The 22837-nt window shown below is 27.9% G+C and carries 20 protein-coding genes and 2 pseudogenes; 3 read left to right on the forward strand and 19 right to left on the reverse strand.

The window, feature by feature from the left end:
- Nucleotides 1–277 precede the first annotated feature (277 nt).
- From HMPREF0216_RS06750 to purR, 18 genes and pseudogenes are all read right to left on the reverse strand, one after another.
- Nucleotides 278–679 carry a S1 domain-containing RNA-binding protein gene (locus HMPREF0216_RS06750; protein ID WP_040419265.1) on the reverse strand — a complete coding sequence of 134 codons (402 nt, stop codon included), beginning with the start codon at nucleotides 677–679 and terminating at the stop codon, nucleotides 278–280.
- Between the two features lie 82 nt (nucleotides 680–761).
- On the reverse strand, nucleotides 762–1043 hold the full coding sequence (locus tag HMPREF0216_RS06755; protein ID WP_005212839.1) for an FtsB family cell division protein: 282 nt from the start codon (nucleotides 1041–1043) through the stop codon (nucleotides 762–764).
- Between the two features lie 80 nt (nucleotides 1044–1123).
- A complete protein-coding gene (yabQ, locus tag HMPREF0216_RS06760) occupies nucleotides 1124–1516 on the reverse strand; it encodes a spore cortex biosynthesis protein YabQ (protein WP_005212841.1) in 393 nt (130 codons plus the stop codon).
- A gap of 10 nt (nucleotides 1517–1526) precedes the next feature.
- Complete coding sequence (yabP, locus tag HMPREF0216_RS06765; RefSeq protein WP_005212843.1) at nucleotides 1527–1808, reverse strand: sporulation protein YabP; 282 nt, start codon at nucleotides 1806–1808, stop codon at nucleotides 1527–1529.
- A 53-nt stretch (nucleotides 1809–1861) separates the two neighbouring features.
- Entirely contained in the window at nucleotides 1862–2122 is a 261-nt protein-coding gene (locus tag HMPREF0216_RS06770) for an RNA-binding S4 domain-containing protein (protein ID WP_040419267.1), read from the reverse strand.
- 81 nt (nucleotides 2123–2203) lie between these two features.
- Complete coding sequence (locus HMPREF0216_RS06775; RefSeq protein ID WP_005212847.1) at nucleotides 2204–2479, reverse strand: HU family DNA-binding protein; 276 nt, start codon at nucleotides 2477–2479, stop codon at nucleotides 2204–2206.
- A gap of 253 nt (nucleotides 2480–2732) precedes the next feature.
- The gene (gene yabN, locus HMPREF0216_RS06780; protein WP_005212854.1) at nucleotides 2733–4181 is read right to left on the reverse strand and encodes a bifunctional methyltransferase/pyrophosphohydrolase YabN; all 1449 of its coding nucleotides are present in this window, start codon (nucleotides 4179–4181) and stop codon (nucleotides 2733–2735) included.
- 16 nt (nucleotides 4182–4197) lie between these two features.
- Complete coding sequence (locus HMPREF0216_RS06785; RefSeq protein WP_005212855.1) at nucleotides 4198–5727, reverse strand: putative polysaccharide biosynthesis protein; 1530 nt, start codon at nucleotides 5725–5727, stop codon at nucleotides 4198–4200.
- 83 nt (nucleotides 5728–5810) lie between these two features.
- Nucleotides 5811–6359: a stage V sporulation protein T gene (spoVT, locus tag HMPREF0216_RS06790; protein WP_005212856.1), complete on the reverse strand. Its 549-nt coding sequence runs from the start codon at nucleotides 6357–6359 to the stop codon at nucleotides 5811–5813.
- 235 nt (nucleotides 6360–6594) lie between these two features.
- Nucleotides 6595–7608 carry a peptidylprolyl isomerase gene (locus HMPREF0216_RS06795; RefSeq protein ID WP_005212857.1) on the reverse strand — a complete coding sequence of 338 codons (1014 nt, stop codon included), beginning with the start codon at nucleotides 7606–7608 and terminating at the stop codon, nucleotides 6595–6597.
- An 80-nt stretch (nucleotides 7609–7688) separates the two neighbouring features.
- Nucleotides 7689–11211, reverse strand: a pseudogene (gene mfd, locus HMPREF0216_RS06800) (transcription-repair coupling factor).
- 24 nt (nucleotides 11212–11235) lie between these two features.
- Nucleotides 11236–11811: an aminoacyl-tRNA hydrolase gene (gene pth / locus HMPREF0216_RS06805; protein ID WP_005212861.1), complete on the reverse strand. Its 576-nt coding sequence runs from the start codon at nucleotides 11809–11811 to the stop codon at nucleotides 11236–11238.
- 149 nt (nucleotides 11812–11960) lie between these two features.
- The gene (locus HMPREF0216_RS06810) at nucleotides 11961–13094 is read right to left on the reverse strand and encodes a S1C family serine protease (protein ID WP_005212864.1); all 1134 of its coding nucleotides are present in this window, start codon (nucleotides 13092–13094) and stop codon (nucleotides 11961–11963) included.
- Nucleotides 13095–13125: 31 nt separating this feature from the next.
- Complete coding sequence (locus tag HMPREF0216_RS06815; RefSeq protein ID WP_005212865.1) at nucleotides 13126–14538, reverse strand: sensor histidine kinase; 1413 nt, start codon at nucleotides 14536–14538, stop codon at nucleotides 13126–13128.
- Nucleotides 14539–15225: a response regulator transcription factor gene (locus tag HMPREF0216_RS06820; RefSeq protein ID WP_040419269.1), complete on the reverse strand. Its 687-nt coding sequence runs from the start codon at nucleotides 15223–15225 to the stop codon at nucleotides 14539–14541. It lies immediately after the preceding gene.
- Nucleotides 15226–15363: 138 nt separating this feature from the next.
- Nucleotides 15364–16323 (reverse strand): ribose-phosphate diphosphokinase, encoded by a 960-nt coding sequence (locus HMPREF0216_RS06825; RefSeq protein WP_040419271.1) that lies wholly within the window; start codon nucleotides 16321–16323, stop codon nucleotides 15364–15366.
- 529 nt (nucleotides 16324–16852) lie between these two features.
- The gene (gene spoVG, locus HMPREF0216_RS06830; protein ID WP_005212877.1) at nucleotides 16853–17134 is read right to left on the reverse strand and encodes a septation regulator SpoVG; all 282 of its coding nucleotides are present in this window, start codon (nucleotides 17132–17134) and stop codon (nucleotides 16853–16855) included.
- Nucleotides 17135–17254: 120 nt separating this feature from the next.
- Nucleotides 17255–18070 (reverse strand): pur operon repressor, encoded by an 816-nt coding sequence (gene purR / locus HMPREF0216_RS06835; protein ID WP_005212880.1) that lies wholly within the window; start codon nucleotides 18068–18070, stop codon nucleotides 17255–17257.
- A gap of 388 nt (nucleotides 18071–18458) precedes the next feature.
- Between purR and murC the strand changes: the two genes are divergently transcribed.
- Together murC and HMPREF0216_RS06845 are read left to right on the forward strand one after the other, a co-directional pair.
- Nucleotides 18459–19835: a UDP-N-acetylmuramate--L-alanine ligase gene (gene murC, locus HMPREF0216_RS06840; protein ID WP_005212884.1), complete on the forward strand. Its 1377-nt coding sequence runs from the start codon at nucleotides 18459–18461 to the stop codon at nucleotides 19833–19835.
- 51 nt (nucleotides 19836–19886) lie between these two features.
- Nucleotides 19887–20705, forward strand: coding sequence for a purine-nucleoside phosphorylase (locus tag HMPREF0216_RS06845; protein ID WP_005212886.1), 819 nt, complete (start codon nucleotides 19887–19889; stop codon nucleotides 20703–20705).
- A 52-nt stretch (nucleotides 20706–20757) separates the two neighbouring features.
- Here the strand turns inward: HMPREF0216_RS06845 and HMPREF0216_RS06850 are convergent.
- Nucleotides 20758–21831 (reverse strand): annotated as a pseudogene (locus HMPREF0216_RS06850) (M24 family metallopeptidase).
- Nucleotides 21832–22048: 217 nt separating this feature from the next.
- Between HMPREF0216_RS06850 and HMPREF0216_RS06855 the strand changes: the two are divergent.
- Entirely contained in the window at nucleotides 22049–22747 is a 699-nt protein-coding gene (locus HMPREF0216_RS06855) for a metallophosphoesterase family protein (protein ID WP_005212889.1), read from the forward strand.
- Nucleotides 22748–22837: the final 90 nt, after the last annotated feature.

The raw sequence follows: 22837 nt of genomic DNA on the forward strand, positions 1-22837 counted from the left end.
GTGCGTCTGCCTGTTCCGCCACTTCAGCATGTTTTGTTTTGCGTCGTCTACCTGACGACAAAATTAATTATATAGCATCAACATAATACTGTCAACATTTTTTTGTATTTTTTTTATTTTTTATTTAAATTCTCTTAAACCCTAGTAAAATAGCCATTTTTACGACTATAAAAAGCTTAATCTTTAAATATTTTATATTAAATAAATAAATTTTTTTAAAAAATATAGGAGTTGGATTCACCAACTCCTCTATATATTAAATCTATTTATTTATCTTTTAAAAGCCTTTTTTGCTTTTTCCTTTAAATTCTTGATGCTTTTTAAAGTCTTGTTGTCTTTCTTCACTGTCCTTTAAAAATCTTGACATTATATCCTCAAAATTTGCTGGAGCTACTTTCTTCTTTTCTTGAGTCCATTCTATCTCTGCTGGTCTTACTGATTTCTTCTTTATATTAGCTTGCTTTATAGATAAGCTAATCTTCCCATTATCATCAATAGAAATAACCTTTACTTTTACTTTATCTTGTTCATTAAGGTGTTGTCTTATGTCTTTAACAAAAGAATCTGCAGCCTCTGAAATGTGAACTAACCCTGTTTTTCCTTCAATCTCTACAAACGCTCCAAAGTTTGTGATATTTACCACTGTACCCTCTAATATGTTTCCTGCCATTAAGGTCATTTTACAAAGAATCCTCCTTAAATTTTAATAATTTATATTATTAATAATAACCTTATTATTATTAATTTAAACATTAGTAACACTATTCTTGATTTTTTATTGAGCTAACTTGTTGTTCGCCTTCCTTAATTAGCCCTAATCTTTCCCTAGCTAACTTTTCTAGATAACTATTTCCAGTCTGAGCACTTTCTAATTCGGCTTCTAACTTTGAGTTTTTTTCTTTTAATTCTTCCAGTTGTTTAGTTTGAATAGCAATATCATTTTTTATTCTTTTTAATACGATTCCTTGCTTAATTAAACTTAAAGTAAAAACAGAACAAATTAAAATAATCATTATCCCTGTAAGGTTTGTTTTTTTTCTCATAAAAATAGTACCTTCTTTTATAACATTCTATAAATATATTTTAAACACTCTACATATTTTATTCAAGCTATTTTTTTGTACTAATTATTTTTTCCAGTTAAATTATAAAAGATTACCTTAAAAGGATATATTAAATTCTTAAATAATATTCTACTGACCTTTATAATCATATTTAGAATAATTACTTCAGCTTTTATTACACTTTCGCTTATAAATTTTATGTATACAGCTAAAGAGATTAACATAAATACATATACATATGGTCCTAAAAAAGCATAATTCTTATAAAGTAAAAAGGCAAATACTATCATCGCTGCAAGAACCCAAAACAATATATCTTCAATGACAATTATTACTTTTACATTTATATTACCTCTTATAATTCTATATAAATCAAACATTGCTCCTGTTAATATACCCGCAATTATTGCATAAAAAATTATACTAAATTGTATGTCTGTTGGTAACGGCATAAAATCTCACCTACTTAAATAATTTTTCTATTAGACTTTGTTTTTCTTTTTTAATATCCTTTCCACTATATACAATATAAGATATATTTCCCATTATTATTATATCCCCATTTTGTACATCTAATTTATTCATTTTAAGATCAGAACCTTTTATTGTTAAGTTTCCTAGTTTAGTATTCAAGAATATTTTCTCATCATCAAAGCTAATTACTTCTAATACTCCTGTAAGCGTCATTTTCTGTCTATTTTCCAAAACAATATTTCCTTTATTTTCTTCAATTTTCTTTTCCATATATTTAATCCTCCATATATTTCTTTATTAAATATATGAAGGATTTTTAAAAATTATTCTCTATCTTCTACACCCTCTAGAATTTCGTACATTTCTTTAGCATTTTCTTTTCTTACATGTTCTGCAATATTTATTATTCTTGCTTTTAACTTTCTAGTTGCAAAAGTAATCTCGATTATATCGCCCTCTTTTACATCTGTTGATGGCTTTGCAATTTTGTCATTTATAGATACTCTTCCACCTTCACATGCCTCTTTAGCTACTGTTCTTCTTTTTATTATTCTTGAAACTTTTAAATACTTATCTAATCTCATATTATCTCCTTCATTTCCATCAATAATCAAATAATTTTATATATCAAAAAACCCGAGATAACTCGGGTTTAAAATTTATAATTACTTATTAACTCTTTCTTTGAACTCTTTTCCTGCTTTGAAAACTGGAACAGTTGAAGCTGGAATGCTTATAGTTTCTTTAGTTCTTGGATTTCTACCTTCTCTTGCAGCTCTTTCTCTAGTTTCAAAAGTACCAAATCCAACTAATTGAACTTTATCACCACTTTCTAAAGCTTCTTGAACTGAATCAATGAATGCTTTTAAAGCTGCTTCTGCATCTTTCTTTGTTAATTGGCTTTTTTCTGCCATGCTAGTAATTAATTCTGCTTTATTCACGATTTACATCCTCCTTAAATAAACAGTTAAATCTTTGTAGTTAACTATTCTACTTATGTACTATAACTACATTCTCTTATTATATATCCACTTTATTAAGTAGTCTATAGAAATATGGGCTTTTTTCTATAAAAATATAATTATTACAACTTTTTCATGTAGTATAGCATATTTTAATATTCTCTCTTAAATACTATTCTTCACAAGTTTTAAAATTCCTTCTTAAAACTTACGTAAAATAGCTATCTTTTTACTAATCGTATTTCTTTGACTCTTCCCATAATAAATTCATTTCATCTATTGTAGAGCTTTTTATGTCTTTTCCTGCTTTTGAAAGTTCTTTTTCAACAAAAGCAAATCTTTTTATGAACTTGTTTATAGACTTATTTAAAGCTTCTTCTTCATCAACCTCTAATAATCTACTAACATTTACGCAAGCAAATAATAAATCCCCAACTTCATTCATTATTTTTTCCCTATTATTGGTTTTATATACATCTAAAATTTCATTTTTTTCCTCTTCAACCTTTGTAGCTGCCTCAATTACATCCTTAAAATCAAATCCAACTTTTGCAACCTTCTTTTGAACCTTATGAGCTTTTATTAATGCTGGTAAAGTTTTAGCTATTCCTTCTATTTCTTCTGTAATAGTTTCATAGTTTTTTTCTTGCTTCTTTAATTCATCCCAATTCTTTAATACTTCTTCTGAAGTATTTGCAACTGTATTTCCAAATACATGTGGATGTCTATAAATCATTTTAGAAGTAATAACTTCTATAACATCAGAAATATTAAAATACCCATCTTCTTTACCTATAACAGAATGGAATACTACTTGTAGTAATACATCCCCTAATTCTTCTATTAATCCATCTATATCATCATTTTCTATAGCTTCTATTACCTCATAAGCTTCTTCTAAAAGACAATTTTTAATACTTTCATGTGTCTGTTCTCTGTCCCATGAACAACCTTCTTCACTTCTTAATACTTCTATTGTATTTACTAAATCATAAAAGTCTTTTTTATTGTTAGTATCTTTAGGAATATATACTGATGTTAAATAATCTATGTCCTCTTGCATATCAAGCTCATATATAGGAATCTTTCTTATAGATTCCTCTCCCTCTATTCCTGCTGCTCTTACATAATATATTTCTGTTTCATCATGATAATATTCAAGTAATTCTAATTTAACTTCTGAAGCAATTAGAGAATTATATACTTGTGTTATTATTGTTCCTATTCTTTTATCTAAAATTTGATTTTTTATATCGAATGCATCTATAATCTTTAAACCTTCAATAGGGTCTATTTGTAGTCTATCCATCATTGCATCAACAAAACTAACAGCCGGTAATATTTTATATTCAATATTATTTTCATCACATAAATTTATTAAATTTAATACTGATCTTTCTGCTACAAGTGGATGTCCTGGAACTGCATAAACAAGTTCACCTTTTTCCTTATATTCTTCAATCATATTTTTTGCAATATTAGAATATACCTCATCAAAGCTACTTCCTTCTTCATAGTATTTATCGCAAGTTTTAAATGATTTTAATCCTTCTTTTAAATAATCTACAGTAGGATGCTTTTCTGTTCTAAAATACAAATTTTCACTTTCTTCTAAAGCCTTAACTGCACCTATAGTCAATGCATCTGGTGAACCTGGTCCTAATCCAACTATTTTTATCATAAGATACTCTCCTTAATTACTTTCTTACTAATCTACTCTTTATTTCATCTATTTCGAAAACTTTTAAGACTAGAATAGCTATTATATATATAATAATACCCATAAATACTGATAATAAGCAAGAAATACTATTACTTTGTATTTTTCCCATTATAAATGTATAAGTAATCATTACTGATATAATCATTATTAATGCTGCATATGCCGGCTTTACGAAAGACTCATAAATATTCATCCTACACTTTGTTTTACTCTTAAGAGATATAACATTTAATATAGTTACTATAATATATGCAGCAACACTTGCTATAACAGCTCCAAATATATTTAAACTTGGAATTGGCACCAATACACAAGTTAATACTACTTTAACTCCACACCCTATTATAAGATTAACAACTGGTCTAATATAATGATTAGTTGCTTGAAGTATGGATGTAGTAGTTTGGGTTATTATAACAAAGGGTATTGATAAGGAAAGATATCTTAGTATTTCTATTCCTTCATATTTATCAAAAAATACTAATTTCATTATAGGTCCTGCCAAGCAAAATAGACCTAACGTACATGGAAATGCTATAATTGCTGACAACTTCATAGACATACTTATTTTGTTTTGCATTTCTTCTTTTCTGTTAAGTATATAGGCCTCAGCGATTATAGGAATTAAAGATGTGCATATAGCCATAGATAATGTTAATGGTACATTTACTAATACCGCAGCTTTTCCTGTAAGTTGTCCATATAATGCTGTTGCATTAGTAACACCTGATTCTAATAACTTTTGTGGTACTAATATTGAATCTATTAAATTCATTATAGTTCCTACTGTAGCACCTATAGATATAGGAATTGCCATTTTTAAAATACTATTTAGCAAAACTGTATTTGTTTTTACTTTCTTTATTCCCATTTCTTTTTTTACTTTAATATACTTAAAACCTAAATATATTAATGCTATAAAAGCTCCTCCTGCTGCACCAAAAGCAGCTCCTCCTGCTGAAACTTCTATTCCTTTTGGAAATAAAATATATGCTAGTCCAACTCCAATAACTACTCTACCTATTTGTTCTAAAATTTGTGAAATTCCTGAAGGTGTCATGTTTTGTAATCCTTGAAAAAAGCCTCTAAAAATAGTCACAAAAGATATTATTGCAGGTGCAAAAGCTATTCCTATTAGTGAATAATACGACTTCATATCCCACTTTAAAAAATTAATTATTGGTTTTGCAAAGAAATATAATATCAAAGAAGTTCCTATTCCAAGTATAGCCATCAAATATGCCGATTCTTTAACTACCTCAAAACTTCCATCAATATCATTAACTGCATTTCTTTCAGAAATCATTTTAGATACAGCAACAGGTACTCCAGATGCCATAGCTACAAAAAACATATATAGAGGATAAGACAATTGATAATATCCTATTCCCTCATCTCCTATAAGCATTATTAAGGGCCATCTAAAAAAAAATCCTAAAACCTTTGCCAATATTCCAGCAATACCTAAAACCAAACTCCCCTTTATAAGTGATTGCTTCTTCATAAAATACCTCCAAACTTAAATTACTCCTCCTATTAATTATTATTTAAAGCTTAGAGGTATTATTACTTTTCTAATATAAAAACTTATTGTTCCATTTGCTTTCCTAAAAAAGCAGCTGCAGTTTCTGATAATTTCAATTCTAACTCATTAAATTTTTCTCCACTGTTTTTAGATACTATTAAAACTGCACCTATTGCATCTCCTTCTGCAATAATTGGGGCAATTACTTGACTACTATACTCACCATTTTCTTCATCACTATGTAGTGGAATTGTTTTACTATCTTCAGTTATAATTACTGGTTTTCTATCATTCATTACATTTTCAAGTTCAGTGCTTATTTTTCTTTCAAAATAATCCTTTTTGGTAGCCCCACTCACTGATATAAAAGCGTCTTTATCTGCAATTAAGACAATATGTCCAATAGCTTGTTGTAAGCTTTCAGCATATTCCTTTGAGAAATCTGTTAGTTCCCCAATAGGTGAATATTTTTTAAGTATTACCCCACCTTCTCTATCAGTAAATATCTCTAGAGGATCTCCTTCTCTTATTCTTAAAGTTCTTCTTATTTCTTTAGGTATAACAACTCTTCCTAAATCGTCAATACGTCTAACTATTCCTGTAGCTTTCATTATTATGAGTTACCTCCTTCATTAGTTTATATAATTAACTGCATTATTATTATTTGAAGTATTAGAAATTTTATACACATCTACCCAATATTTATTATTGTCCATCTAATGAGGAATTCTATGAAGTCTATGGTAATAAAAAAGTAAATTTTATATTAATTTATAACAAAAAAGAAGTTGTGTAATTTATTTTGCACAACTTCCTTTTTTATTATTTATAACCTAAAGATATCTATTATAATTTATCTTCGTAAGTTTTAACGTTTAATTCATTTTTCCATTCTTCCACTTGCTTTGTGAAAGCTTCATTTTTCTTAGTATATTCTAAGCTTGATTTAATTTGATCTTTAACTTCATCTAATGGAGTTACAGTAGCTTCAGCTACAACATCAGTAACTTTTATTATATGGTATCCAAATGAGCTTTTAACTGGTGCTGAAACTTCACCTTCCTTTAATACTTTAAATCCAGCTAAGAAATCTGTATCAAAGTTTTCTTGTTCATTTTCAACATATCCTAAATCTTCTGCTAAAGGTTTTATTCCTGATGATGCATTTCCTTCATATTCAGCAAATAAATCTTCAAAAGTAGTTTCTCCTGAATCTATTTTAGCCTTAGCTGCAGCTGCTTCTTCTTCAGTTTCAAATAAAATATGTTTTGCATTTGCACCAGGATTTTTAGTGTAATTAGCTATATTAGTATCGTAGTATTCTTTTATTTCATCATCAGTTACTGTAATGTCTTTAGTAACAGCATCTTGTACCTTCTCTGTTTTTACTATATTAGTAACAAATGTATCAAATTTTTCATCTGTCATTCCATAGTATTCTAATGCTTGTTGTAATCCTTCTTCTCCACCATATATTTCTTTAAACTTTTCCTTTTCAGCTTCTATATCACTTGCTAGCTCTTCATCTGAAGGAATATATCCAAGCTCAGTTCCCTTTGTTATTATTACTTTTTCTTCTACTAATTGACTTAAAACACTTTGTCTTGCCGCCTTTAATTGCTCTTTAATTGTATCGTCTAAATTTTCTTCGTAGTTTTCTCCATATTGCTCTTTTAAGTAATCTATGTCGGCTTGTAATTCACTATCAACATCAGCTAAAGTGATATTTTCACTTCCAACCTTAGCTAAGACAGTTTTTTGAATTGCTTCTGGAGTTTTCGCTATCATATTACATCCTACAGTTGTAAATGCCATAGCTGTAATAGCCGCAATAGCTACAATATTTTTTATCTTTCTCAATTTTTTTCCCTCACTTTACATTATTTTTACTTTCACTACTTAGTATATCAGTATTATCCTTTTTATTCAAATTTTACTGTCTAATTTTTATGTGAATTTTCAATCAATTCTTTTAGAATTTCTTTATAGAAATTAATCGCCTCTTCTTTTTTTATTGTATTTAATTTTATAGCAAAGAATGGAATATCTCCAAAATATAATATTATATTTTCTTTATATTTCTTTAGCAGTATTTTATATATATTATTGAAGTCTTTATACCCTTGTTGGAATTTAAATCTAACCTCTTTAGGTGTTTCTTTTATTTCTTCAATTAATAATTCTTTAGCTAAACTTTTTATATAAGCTATATCCATTAAATTATATACAGCTTCTGGTAATGCTGAATATCTATCTTCTAACTCTTCTTTAATATCTTGATACTCTTCTAAGCTTTCAATTGCAGCTATCTTTTTATAAATTTCTATTTTTTGAATTTCATCTTGTATATATGATGATGGTATATATGCATCAATCTTTATGTCGACTGTTGTTTCAATAGGTTCCTTATCAATTTCACCCTTTATTAGCTTAACTGTATCTTCTAACATTCTACAATATAAATCATATCCTATTGCTGCCATGTGTCCATGTTGAGATGATCCCATCATATTTCCGGCACCTCTTATTTCTAAATCTCTCATGGCTATTTTGAATCCTGAACCTAATTCTGTAAAGTCTTTTAATGCCTTTAATCTTTTTTCTGCAATTTCAGTTAACACTTTATCTTTAGTATATATGAAATATGCGTATGCAATCCTATTTGATCTACCAACTCTACCTCTTAATTGATACAACTGTGATAATCCCATTTTATCGGCATTATTTACAATCATAGTATTTACATTTGGAATATCTATACCAGTTTCTATTATAGTTGTACATACTAAAACATCATATTCCTTATTCATAAAATTCATCATTTCTGTTTCTAATTCTTTTTCTGTCATTTGCCCATGTATAATTCCAACTTTACATTCTGGAACCAATTCTCTTATATAATTTGCCATTCCTTCTATACTCTCTACTCTATTATATACAAAGTATACTTGGCCTCCACGACCCATTTCTCTAAGAATAGCATCTCTTATAAGCTGATCATTTTGTTCAACAACATAAGTTTGAATAGGATATCTTTCTTCCGGTGGTGTCTCTATTACTGATATATCTCTAACTCCAGTAAGGGACATATGAAGAGTTCTTGGAATAGGTGTTGCACTTAAAGTTAATACATCAACATTTTTCTTTAAATTCTTTATTTTTTCCTTTTGAGCTACTCCAAATCTTTGCTCCTCATCTACTATAAGTAATCCTAAATCTTTAAATTCAATATCTTTTGAAACTAATCTATGAGTACCAATTAAAATATCTACATTTCCCTCTTTTAAAGCTTTTAATGTTGCTCTTTGTTCTTTTGTACTTCTAAATCTACTTATCATATCTATTTTTACAGGGAAATCTGAAAATCTCTTAGTTAAATTTTTATAGTGTTGCTCTGCAAGAATAGTTGTAGGAACTAAAAATGCTACTTGTTTTCCATCCATAACTGCCTTAAACGCTGCTCTTATTGCAACTTCTGTCTTTCCATAACCAACATCACCACAAAGTAATCTATCCATTGGTTTATCTGACTCCATGTCCTTCTTTATTTCTTCTAGTGAAGATAATTGGTCTGGAGTTTCTTCATATGGAAATTCATCTTCAAATTGTTTTTGCCATTCTGTATCTTTAGAATATTTATAGCCCTTTAATGCAGCTCTAGTAGCATAAAGTTTTACTAAATCTTCGGCAATTTCATTTATAGATTTTCTTACTTTTGCTTTTGCCTTTTGCCACTCTGTTCCTCCTAATTTATTAATTTTAGGAGTATTTCCTTCGCTACCTATATACTTTTGAACTAAATCTAATTGATCTACTGGTACATATAATTTGTCACCTTTATCATACACAATATCAAGATAATCCCTAGTGTTACCAGCTACATCAATTTGTTTAATGCCTTTAAATACACCTATACCATGATTCGCATGTACAACATAATCTCCAGGTTTAAGTTCAGTAAAGCTTGTTATTTTTCCAACGCCTTTTTTCTTGTTTTTCTTTTTTGGTAATACCTTTTTAGCTTCTCCAAAGACCTCTTTATCTGAAATAACAGAAACCTTAAAATCTGGACATTCAAATCCTTTAATCAAATTACCAAAAGTTATTACAGCTTCACCATATTCTATAGAATCTACATTATCCTTGTATACACTCTCTACTTCCATATCACGTAAAGTTTTTACTAATCTTTCTCCTCTAGTTCGAGTTCCTGCAAGGATTAATGTTTTATATCCTTTTTCTTTTCTTTCTTTTATATCATTTACTAATAAATCAAATTGACCATTATAATTGCTTAATGATGTTTGTTTAAGTTCTATATCTTTAAACAATGATATAATATCGTTTCTTCCATCAAACGTACTTAATGTTATCAGGTTGCTCTTTTCCAAATTAATAAAAATTTCATCATTATCTATAAGAAGCTTATTTTGAGATGGTAATATATCTCCTCAATAAAAACGAAGTATAATTTTCATTAAACTCATAATATATACTATCTATCTTTCCTTTACATCTTTTTATATCATCAACAATAAAAGTAAAACCTTCTAAGTAATCAAAAAATGTCTCCATTTTATCATAAAAGAATGGTAAATAACTATCTATAGTTTCAAATGTTGATGTTTCCTTTAACATTTCTAAATTTTTATTTACTATTCTTCTTAATTTATCTACTCTATCTTCATCTTTCTTTGATGAATTTTCTATTACCGAATTTAATTCTTCAGTTATTCCATTTATTGCCTTTTCCTTGACTTCTTCATCAACTATAACTTCTTTTGCTGGAAAAATATCGAATTTATCTATCTTTTCTATGCTTCTTTGAGATTCAATATTAAAAGTTCTTATAGAATCTATTTCATCTCCAAATAACTCTATTCTATATGGATAAACAGCATTAGGAGGGAAAACATCAAGTATCCCTCCTCTAAATGAAAATTCACCTTTTCCTTCAACAACTTCTACTCTTTCATATCCACAATTCATTAACTTTGTAGAAATATCTTTTAAATCAACCTCTTCACCTTGTTTTATAGTTAAACTATATTCTAAATATTTTTGTTTTGGTGTATATAAAGTTGTCATCGCATCGACGGACGTTACAATTATCTTCTTTTCTCTTTTTTTAAGTATTTCGTTTATGACTTTAAGTCTGGCCCATCTTAAATCCCCTGAAATAGCATCAACAGTATAAAATACTACTTCTCTTATAGGTAAAAAATAAACATCTGTCGAGTACAGACTTAAATCTTCATAAAGATTTTTTGCATCTATTTCATTATGCGTAATAACAACAATTGAATTATCTACCTTTTCAAAAATCCCATTTATCACATAACTTTTTCCAGAATCCGATAATCCCGATAAATTAATAGGAAGCTGACCCTTTTGTAAGCATCCTATAACTTCACTAAAATTGCTACTTTCTTCTAAGGGTCTCATCAGCCCTTTCAATCTCATTTTTTCCACCTGCCCTATTCTCAATTAACCTTCATTACATGCATTAAATCCATTAAATTTATTCATTGCATCTTTAACATCATTTTTTAACATTACATTTACAGCCTCTTCTGTTGCTATTAATGTCTTTCTTAAAACATTTATTTCTTCTTCATTAAATTTACCTAATACATGTGAAACTAAATTTCCCTTTGGTGCTCCTACACCTATTTTTACTCTTGGAAAAACATCAGTCCCTAAGTTAGCAATTATGCTTTTTATACCATTGTGTCCACCATGACTTCCCTTTTCTCTTATTCTAAGTCTTCCCACATCTAGACTAATATCATCATAAATAACTATTATTTCTTCATTTGATATCTTGTAAAAGTTAACTACCTCTCTAATACTTTCTCCACTTAAATTCATATATGTAGTAGGTTTTAATAATATTACTTTTTTGCCATTTATTAAACCTTCTCCAAATATACCTTTAAATTTTATCCTATTTAACTCTATATTATACTTATCAGCTATGTAATCTACAGCTTCAAATCCTATATTATGTCTCGTTCCATTATATTCACTTCCTGGATTACCTAACCCTACTATTAAAAACATTTATTTTTCCTCCGTTATTTAAAATTAACTATTTTATATTATACCATTTTTTTCAATAATAAAAGTTTTTTATTATTGAATTTACCCTCGTTATATTTAATTTAAAAGTAAAAATTTAGGCTAATTCTATTTTTGAATTAGCCTAAATTTTATTCTGTTACTTTTATCTCAACTTCCTTTAATTCTCCATCACTTAAAATGCTACATTCTAAAATATCATCCTTCTTTTTACTTTGCAATATATATATAATATCTTCAACATTTATCACTTGGTGACCATCAATCTTAACAATAATATCTGTTGGCTTAATTCCAGCTTTATAAGCACTTCCATTTTTTACTAATTCATCAATGTAAAACCCTGTAAATTCACTCATTTTATCAACTATTATTCCGCCCTCTTTTATTCCCAAAATACTTTTAAATGAATTGGTTGAATTTACCATTTCCTGAAGCCCACTTATTTCTAAGCCATAATAAAGCCCATTTTCATTTTTTTCTTTTGTAATAGTTAGATTTGCAAGTGCAATTACTTCTCCATTGGAATTACAAATTACTCCACCAGTATTTTTATTATTTATCACAGCACTTACCTGCAATAATGAATACTCTCTATTATCTTTATTTAGTATTTTCTCATCTCTTGATGTTATTATTCCAGGAATAACACTGCCAACATAATCGCTATTTATAGCATTTCCTAATATAACAATTCCTTGCCCTTCTTTTATATCATTAATTTCTGCAATTTTTACAGCTTCTAGTTCTTCCTCAACGCTTATTTTTATAATAGCTAAATCTATACTTTCATCAAATACTAATAACTTAGCTTCTATAGGCTCTTCCATTGTTTTGTATAAATTAACAAAAATCTGACTTTTATTTTTTATAGCAGAATAATTTGTTAATATTATTCCATTAGAATCTATCACTACTCCTGTAATATTATTATCAAAATACTTTTTTTCCAAAAGTTTGTCTTTAGAATCACTTATTGTAACTAAAGAAGGTGCTACTTCTTTTATAATTTTTGTATAATCTAAGATTATTGTATCCCCATTTTTTTCAACATTCTGGATTCGCTTTATTAGACCGCCATATCTATATGTAATACTTATATTTGATATAAAAGCTCCTAGAATACTAACTACTAATATATACAAAATAATCTTTATAAGTATTTTAAATTTTATTCTTTTATTATTCTTATTTTCAAAAATTATATTTCTTATTTTATAGTGTGGAGTTCTTGACGTATTTTTATTCTTTTTATAATTTGTCATACTCTCCTCCAATACTATCTATATAAAAATTCTATTCTATATTTCTTTTCAGCGTAAAGGTAAAATTTACTCCTTTACCCTCAATATTATTAACCCAAACATCCTCATTATGCTGAGATAAAATTAATCTTACTATAGGTAATCCAAGCCCTGTACTAATCTTATTTGTTCTAGATTTATCACTTTTATAAAATCTATCCCAAATATGCTTAATATCTTCATTATTTATATTTTCTCCAGTATTAAATATACTTACAAAAATCTTTTCTCCCTTTACATTTATATTTACTTCTATTTGACCATTATCATTGCTATATTTTATTGCATTTTCTAACAAATTAGTCAAAACTTGAATTATCCTATCCCTATCTCCAATTGCAAAACATCTCTTATCGCATAATGTAACTTTAACACTTAATCCCTTTGCTTTTATCTTACCTTCTAAGTTCAAAATACATAAACTAACTACTTGATTTATATCGAACTCTGATATATTTAAATTAAACTTTCCACTTTCCATTGCAGATATGTCTAATAAATCATTAACTAATCTTGCTAATCTATCAATTTCATCATAAACTATTTTTAAATAATAATTTTCTTTATCCTTAGGAATAACTCCATCTAATATTCCACCAACAAATCCTTTGATTGATGTTATTGGTGACCTTAATTCATGAGAAACATTTGATATAAATTCTTTTCTTATGTTATCAGACTCTTCAATGGATTGTGCCATTATATTAAATGATTCTGCAAGTTCTCCTATTTCATTATCATTAATTACTTTTACTCTTTTAGTTACTTCCCCTTTAGTTAATTTTTTAGCTGCACTATTTAATTCTTCTATAGGCTCTACCACTAAAACTTCCGCAAAATATTTAACTATACACGCAGCAATTATTATAGCCATAACTACAGATACCCATATAGTAATTATCATCTGTCTACTACTTACTTGTTCTTTTTCTATCATTACTATATATCCATCTAATTGCTCATTAAAATAAATAGGTTTAATATATGCTCCTAAATTATGCCCTTCATTATTTTTAATTATGTTCTTTTTATGATGCAACTTATCTGAAGTAATTGTAATATTATCTGGTATATCTAGCTTAGTATACTTTAAATTACTATACTCATCATTAGATATCATATAAACATATCCTAATTTATCTATAACCACTCCATCCATATTATTAGTAAAGCAGGTTACCTTTAATAGCTTATTTATATCTTCATATGTTCCCTCTTGATATCTTATATAATTAGCAATTGATTGTGAAACAATATCTAATTGTTTGCTTAATGTACTTATCTTTTCTTTTTCATCACTTTGATAAAACCATACACTTATTATTAATCCAACTAGTATTAATACAACACCTGTTATTGAAGAGAAAGTGATAATTAGCTTTCTTACTATACTGTTTTTTTTCACTTATCTCACCTCAAATTTATATCCAACACCCCAAACAGTTTGAAGCTCCCACTCATCTCCACCTTTAACCTTTTCCCTTAATCTTTTTACATGAACATCAACTGTTCTAGAATCTCCTGGATAATCATATCCCCAAACCTCATACATTAACTGCTCTCTTGTAAATACCTTATTAGGATTGCTCGCCATAAAATATAATAATTCTAATTCTTTTGGAGCAAGCTTTACATTACTGCCTTTATAGGAAACTTCATATGCTCCAATATCTATTACTAAATCAGTATATTCAATAATATCATTACTTTTATTATCAGCAATATATCTTCTAGTTACAGCCTTAACTCTAGCTATCAATTCTTTCGGGTCAAATGGCTTTACCACATAGTCATCTGCTCCTAATTCTAATGCTAATACTTTATCAAATGTTTCACCTTTTGCAGTTAACATTATTACAGGGATGTCAGTATTCTTTCTTATAAATTTCAATACTTCTATTCCGTCTTTACCAGGTAACATAATATCCAATATAACAAGCCCTATATTTCCTTCTGAAATTATATTACATGCATCATTTCCATTAAAACATCTTTTAGTAGAATCCCCTGAACTCTTCAGGTACACATCTATTAATTCATTTATATGCGTATCATCATCTACAATTAATATTTTTCCTAATTTATCTTCCATATCTTTCACCATCCTTAATTAATATTTTATACTAGAATTTTAAAAACAATAATAAAATTTTTATAAAATTTACATTTGTTACACATTATTAAAAAATATATGAAAAAGGTGCTGCTTACGCAACACCCTTCTATATTATTAATTTTCAAATAACTTACTTATTGGCTCATCATCATAAATTCTTTTAATTGCTTCAGCAAATAATGGTGCAACTGAAATTGACTTAAACTTTTCTAATCCTTCTCCCTCTGGAAGCGGAATAGTGTTTAACATTACTAACTCTTCAATTGCAGAAGCATTTATTCTTTCAAAAGCTGGGCCTGATAAAACACAATGAGTACAACATGCATAAACATTTTTTGCTCCTAAATCCTTTAAAGCATTTGCTGCATTTGCTATAGTTCCTGCTGTATCTATCATATCATCAATTAGTATACATCTCTTGCCCTTTACCTCACCAATTATATTCATTATTTCTGAAACATTGGCTTTAGGTCTTCTCTTATCGATAATTGCAATTGGTGCATTTAACTTATCAGCAAATTTTCTAGCTCTTGTAACACTTCCTAGATCTGGTGATACTACTACTACATCATCTTTATCTTTAAAACCTTGTTCTACAAAATTTCTAGCTAATATTGGTGAACCAAGTAAATGATCTACTGGAATATTAAAGTATCCTTGAATTTGAGATGCATGTAAATCCATAGTTAATACTCTATCTGCACCTGCTGCTGTTAATATATCAGCAACTAATTTTGCTGTTATTGGATCTCTTGATTTTGCCTTTCTATCTTGTCTAGCATATCCATAGTAAGGAATAACTGCTGTAATTCTTCCTGCAGATGCTCTCTTAAATGCATCTATCATTATTAATAATTCCATTAAATTATTATTAACTGGTGAACTTGTAGATTGTACTATAAATACATCAACACCTCTTACAGTTTCATTAATATCAACAGATATTTCTCCATCGCTAAAAGTAGATACCTTAGAATTTCCAAGTGGTAATCCTAGTAAATCTGCAATCTCTTTTGCTAATTCAGGATGTGAATTTCCTGTAAATATCTTTATTTTCTTTCCATGAGCTATCATAATTATGAGACCCTCCTTAAATATTATAACAATGTTTGCCATATTTTTATCTTATAGTTTATATAAATAAGAATTACTTCTTAATAAGACCTCTTGTTTCTACTCATCCTTGTATTCTAATATATGTTAAATGAAATACTTTAGTATTATTACCAATTTTAGATTTTTTATTTCAACAAAATCACCAATTCTTACATGATTTTCTATAATTATTTCTATACGTATATATGTAAATGTTCCAATAGCTGTATATTATCTGAAACTTATATCTTAATTATTTTAAGGACAAATTTTAAAATAAACTTAGAAACGTTCGTCAATATTCTCATATATTATATTTCATTAAGTAGAGTATTTCAACCTTACATAAACGGAAGCCAGTATTTTAATTATTTTAGTTAATCATACATATTTAACATTTAACAAATCACACGTTCCTTTTTATTTCAAAACGTTCATGATATTTTTTACTATTAATTAAATATAAATAAAATAAGAGAGGTTATATGCCTCTCTTATTTTATATTCATTATTCACCTATAACAACGTTTTCCTCTTCCATCGCTACTTCATAAGCAGCTAATATAGAAGCTTGGATTTTTTCTCTTGTTTCAGTGTTTATTGGATGAGCTATATCTTTAAACTCACCATCTGGTGTTTTTCTACTTGGCATTGCTATAAACAAGCCGTTTTGTCCTTCTATTACTTTAATATCATGGACAACAAATTCATTATCAAATGTTACAGAAACTATAGCTTTCATTTTTCCTTCTGCTGCTATTTTTCTGATTCTAACGTCTGTGATTGTCATTTCACTACACCTCCAGTTGCTTTTATAAATTATATATTTCTATAAAAAGTTTAAAAACCCTTTTTTTTACTTAAATATTTTTTAAATTTTTCCATATATAATTTAGCAACTGAATTTTTACTATTTAATTAATTTTGATGGTTCAAGATTTAATTTTTCAGTTTCTTTGTCGTATTCTAATTCTATAATTGATACATAATCTGAAGCACATTTTGTTTCTACTCCGACATTATCAACTAATACTCCTGTACCTACTAATTCACTATCAAATTCTTTTAATAAATCTTTTATTCCTTTAGCTGTTCCGCCACCTCTTAGGAAATCGTCAATAAACACACACTTACTTAAAGGCTTCATTGATTTTTTTGCTAAGCACATTTGTTGTATTCTTCCACTAGTACCAGAAACATAGTTAATAGTTACCGTTGGTCCTTCTGTAACTTTATTATCTTTTCTAATGATAACAAGTTCTATACCTAAACTTTTGGCAACTTCATATGCTAGAGGAATTCCTTTTGTTTCTACAGTAACTACATAGTCAATATTCATTCCTTTAAAATGAGATGCTAATATAATACCAGCTTTACTAACTATTTGTGGATTATACATTATATCAGTTAAATAAATAAATCCACCTGGTATTATTCTTCCTTCTTCTAATAGTGCATTGCATAATTCATTTGCAAAATCCTCTCTAGCACTCTTCCCCATCTTAGGAATAAATTTTATTCCTCCTGCCGCACCAGAAATAGTTTCAACAGAACCCATTTCCAATTTTTCTAACACTTCTCTTACTATTACTATATCTTCACTTATTGTAGACTTAGCTGCATTTAAAAGTTCCGAAAATCTATTTAATCCAATAACTTTATTCGGTGTTTCTATTAATATCTTAGTAATGGCTACAACTCTATTGTTCCTAGTTAATTTTTCCATTAATATCACCTTCCTTTTTTTCTCAAAAACACGAATTATTTCAAATTCCTACTGTGCAATATTCATATTTTATTCTATATTAAATACATTATCAATAGTTTTTGCTTATTTTCAAGCAATTCTTCATAATAAATATTATTTATAATTTATATATTTATAAAAATCATATTATTGCTTATAAACGCTTCATTAATAACATTTTGTTCTTTTTTGTCACAAAATATTTTATATATTTTTTATTTTTTGTGTTCAATATAATAAATTTGTATATAATTATAAATGAAACATCTTTTCTATATTCTAGATATAAATTTATATCCTAATTTATTATATCTTTTTTATAGTACAGATGTAAGTTTATATTTACCAAGTTAAAGGGGTTGATATCTTGTCTTTCGATTTAAATTCAGATAAAAACAAAAAAGTACATTTTATAGGTATTGGCGGAGTCAGTATGAGTGGACTTGCTGCTGTACTATTAACTAAAGGTTATAACGTATCAGGTTCAGATGCTAAAGAATCTGAAGTTTTAGATAAATTAAGAAAATCAGGCGCAGAAATATACATAGGTCATAAAAGTGAAAACTTAAAAAATGTTGATTTAGTAGTATATACCGCAGCTATTCCTGATAGCAATCCTGAAATAATTGAAGCTAAAAACAAAAATATAGAACTAATGGATAGAGCAGAATTTTTAGGTTATATTATGAAGGGACATAAATATAATGTTGCAGTAGCTGGAACTCACGGAAAAACTACTACTACTTCAATGCTTTCTCATATAACATTAAGTGCTAATTTAGATCCTACTATATTAGTTGGTGGTGATGTAGATGCTATTCATGGTAATTATAAAATAGGTGAAAGTGAATATTTTGTAACTGAAGCTTGCGAGTATAAAGCGTCATTTTTAAAATTCTATCCCTATATAGGAATAGTTTTAAATATAGATGCAGATCACTTAGATTACTATAGAGATTTAAATCACATCAAAGAGACCTTTAAAAAATTCTCTGATTTAATTCCAGAAGATGGTTATTTAGTTGGTTGTGCTGAAGATGCTAATGTTTTAGAAGTTATTAATTATGCAAAATGTAAAACTATTAGCTATGGATTTACTAAAGGTGATGTTACAGCCTCTAATATTTCTTTCAATAATAAAGGTTGTGCAACATTTACAGTATGTAAACATGGAGAAAAATTATTTGATGTTACTTTAAGTACAACTGGTAAGCATAATATATTAAATGCACTTGCTACTATTTGTACATCTTTAATTTTAAATATTCCTAAAGAGTCAATAATAAAGGGACTAGCTGAGTGCAAAGGTGCTCATAAGAGGTTTGAATACAAAGGTGAATTTAATGGTGCAACTATAATAGATGATTATGCTCATCATCCAGTTGAAATAAAAGCAACTTTATCAACTGCAAAACTTATTGAGCACAATAAAACTTACTGTGTTTTCCAACCGCACACTTATACTAGAACAAAAACTCTTTTTGATGAATTCACTACATGCTTTTCATCTGCAGATGAGCTTATCTTAATGGATATCTATGCTGCAAGAGAAAAAGACACTGGTTTAGTTTCTTCTATTGAACTTGGAGATGCTATAAGAAAAACAGGAATGAACTGCATAAACCTTCATAGTCATGAAGAAGTTGCAAATTATCTTGCTTCAAAGGTTAAAGAAAATGATTTAGTTCTTACAGTAGGAGCAGGAGATGTAGTTAAGGTTGGAGAAATACTATTAAATAAATAGCTTATATCATAAATTTAATATACATTTGACGAAAAATAAGAGGTGATTTTAATGGATTTATTAACACAAATCAAAGCATCTGCTGAATTTATTTCAAAGCAAAGTAAATATAAACCTGAAATTGGATTAATACTTGGCTCTGGACTTGGTTCGCTAGCAGATACTATAGAAGATGCTGAATACTATAATTATTCTGATATACCAAACTTCCCTACTTCAACAGTTGAAGGTCATGCTGGTAGATTAGTTATAGGTAAACTTGGCGGCAAACAAGTCGTTGCTATGCAAGGAAGATTCCATTATTACGAAGGATATTCAATGGAGAAAATAACTTTTCCAGTAAGAGTAATGAGACTTTTAGGGGTTTCTAAATTAATTGTTACTAACGCTTGTGGCGCTGTTAATAAAGATTTTAATGCGGGAGACTTAATGGTAATAACTGATCATATAAACTTCTCTGGTTCAAATCCACTATTTGGACAAAACTTGGATGAATTCGGCCCAAGATTCCCAGATATGTCTGAGGCTTATAGCTTAGAACTTAGAAATAAAGTTTTAGAAGCTGGTAAGGAACTTGGAATTAAACTGCAACAAGGTGTTTATGTAATGTTCTCAGGTCCTACATACGAAACTCCTGCTGAAGTAAGATTTGCTAAAGCTATGGGTGGAGATGCTGTTGGAATGTCTACAGTTCCTGAAGTTATCGTAGCAAATCATTGTGGAATAAAAACTGTAGGTATTTCTTGTTTAACAAATATGGCAGCTGGAATATTAGATCAACCTTTAAATCATGAAGAAGTTATTGAAACATCTGCTAGAGTTAAAAATGATTTTATAAAATTAATGAATAGAGTTATTGAAATACTATAAAAATGAAGTGAGCTATATAAGCTCACTTCACTTTTTTTATAATTCTAAACTATTATACAACTATTTCTTTAGTTACAGAATTTAAAACTTCACATCCATCCTTTGTTTCAAGAACTCAATCTTCAATTCTAACTCCAATATTATCTTTTAAATAAATACCTGGTTCTACAGAAAAAATCATTCCTGCTTTAACTTCATCATCATTTACTGAACTAACATTTCCGAAATCATGAACTTCAATTCCTATGCTATGTCCTGTTCTATGAGTAAAGTATTCTCCATACCCTGCTTCAGTTATTAAATCTCTAGCTGCTTTATCTATATCAGAAAATCTAACGCCTTCCTTAATTATAGAAATAGCCTTTTCATTAGCATTCTTAACTATGTTATAAATATCTGCATGCTCTTTACTTGGTTCTTTACCTATAAATACAGTTCTAGTCATATCTGAGCAATAGTTTTTATATTTTCCACCAATATCTAAAACTACACTATCTCCAAGTTTAATCTTATCTTTCCCAGTTCCATGATGCGGATCTGCTCCATTTGGACTAGTTGCTATTATTGGTGAAAATGAAAAACCTGATGCTCCACATTCCTCATAAATTTCTGATAAAAGATTTGAATAATATTTTTCAGAATATCCTGGCTTTAAATTGTTCCAAAGCTTTAGCATAACTTCATCATTTATTTTTGATGATTCTTTCATTATTTGAATTTCCTCTTCATCTTTTATCATTCTTAAAGTATCTAATATAGGTGATGAGTTAACAAAAGCCTTTACTATATTTCTATCCATAAGATCCATTAAAAATTGAGCTGGCCAAGTTTTATCTACTCCTAATACCTCTCCTTTTTTAATTATATTAGATAGTTTATCTATTGGATTTTCTATATCATCATACCAAACTATATCTACTCCTAAATTTTCATGTATAGGAAATAACTTATTAACTATTAATTTATGATTACCTTCACTATTTAAATATAAAGCAATTAACCTTTCACCTGGCCTAATCATTTTTCCTGTTAAATAGAAAATAGATTCTGGTGAAGTTACTATTATTTGCGGAATATTTTTTTCCACCATTTTACTTAATACCTTTTTTACTCTAGAATCTTTCATTATTCTGCCTCCAAAATTCAATTAAATTCCTTATGTTTATAATAACTTAAAATTTTTATATTATCCACTTTTTAATACTTTGTTGATATTTTTTTTGTTCATAGTGATATAATTATTATAAGACATTTTTTTAATATAACTTAAATATTGTAAGCTTAATAATTAACTTATAAAAATTTATTTTTTATGTTATTAAAAATATTTGGAGGATAACAAGATGAAAATAGCAGTTATATCAGATATTCATGGGAATATATATGCACTAATGAAAGCACTTGAAGATATAGATGAACAAAATGTTGATAAAATTATTTGCCTTGGAGATTTAGTTGGATATGGTCCTCATCCAAATGAATCTATTGCATTAATTAGAAGAAGAGAAATTCCTTGCATTAAAGGAAATTATGATGCTTCTGTAGTAGATGGTGATTATACCTTCATTAGAAATACTACAATTAATTCTTTTTCATTACCTTGGGCATGTAATGAGGTTAGAATCTCAAACAAATACTATTTAGATTCCTTACCAACCTCCTTAAGATATACTTTTAATGGAGTTAATATATTGTTCACTCACGGTAGTCCTAGCGCAATAAATGATTATCTTTTTGAAGATGCTCCTAACACAATTGAAGTTATGAAAGCATTAGAAGAGAATGTTTTAGTTTGTGCTCATACTCATATACCTTGTGCTAAAAAATATGGAGATAAATTATTGATTAACGTTGGTAGTGTTGGAAAACCTAAAATAGGACGACCTAATCCCACTTATGCAATTATAGAAATTACTGAAGATAAAGAAGTAAAAGTTCAATTCAGATATCTAGAATATGAATATAAAAGAATAATGAAAGATTGTATAATGTTAAACTTCCCATCTTCTATAACTAATTCATATGAAACAGGAAAAGAATAAATCTAAACTATAAAATTTATTATGTTCAAATAAATTATAAACTAACTTAGTAAAGACTAAGAGTAATTATATATTTATAAATATATAATT

The organism is Clostridium celatum DSM 1785 (assembly GCF_000320405.1).
Lineage (GTDB): Bacteria > Bacillota > Clostridia > Clostridiales > Clostridiaceae > Clostridium > Clostridium celatum.